Origin of the sequence: Methylophaga sp. UBA1464 (genome assembly GCF_002325665.1) — a bacterium.
Taxonomy (GTDB): domain Bacteria; phylum Pseudomonadota; class Gammaproteobacteria; order Nitrosococcales; family Methylophagaceae; genus Methylophaga.
Genome location: NZ_DCSO01000086.1, coordinates 33,169 through 33,765 on the forward strand (window position 1 = coordinate 33,169; position 597 = coordinate 33,765).

The following is a 597-nucleotide window of genomic DNA, read 5'->3' on the forward strand; positions in this document are numbered from 1 at the left end:
TCCAAGCCATGTACCGCTCCAAAATTTAATTTAAGATTTTCAATATGGGAACCGAATGAATCTATTTTACGGACATGGGTGCCGATAGCAACCAAAAGTCCGCTTTAATTGACTGATTCAATCGCTGAGAGTTGCTCAGGAAAATATTCTTGTAGTGCCAGTCTTAGAAGATCCAAGCCTTCACCAGTATGGGCTGACAGCCAGATACGACAAATTTTTCCCTGCTGGTCTCTTTCAAGTTTTGGCTGAACATTTTCCAAGCGGTCAATTTTATTGTAAATAATAAGTTGAGGGAGTTCATCAGCACCAATTTGCTGCAGCACATCATCAACATGTTTCATTAGCTCATCTCTGTCCACAGCCGCTGCATCGACTACATGCAATAAGAGAGATGCATCCCGCGTTTCTTCCAGTGTAGAGCTGAAAGACTCAACCAAATCATGTGGCAACTGGCGGATAAATCCAACGGTATCGGCTAATATCAGGGGTTCGGTATCTGCTAATCTCAGTCGACGCAATGTAGGATCCAGTGTTGCGAACAATCTGTTATCTGCATAGACATCTGATGCCGTCATTCTGTTAAAAAGTGTTGATTTA

General features: G+C 42.4%; 1 protein-coding gene. It reads right to left on the minus strand.

Annotated features, from left to right (window positions below; all coding sequences use genetic code 11):
- Nucleotides 1-104: 104 nt before the first annotated feature.
- A partial coding sequence (locus B3O33_RS11155; protein WP_292363598.1) for a GTPase occupies nucleotides 105-597 on the minus strand: 493 nt, incomplete at its 5' end.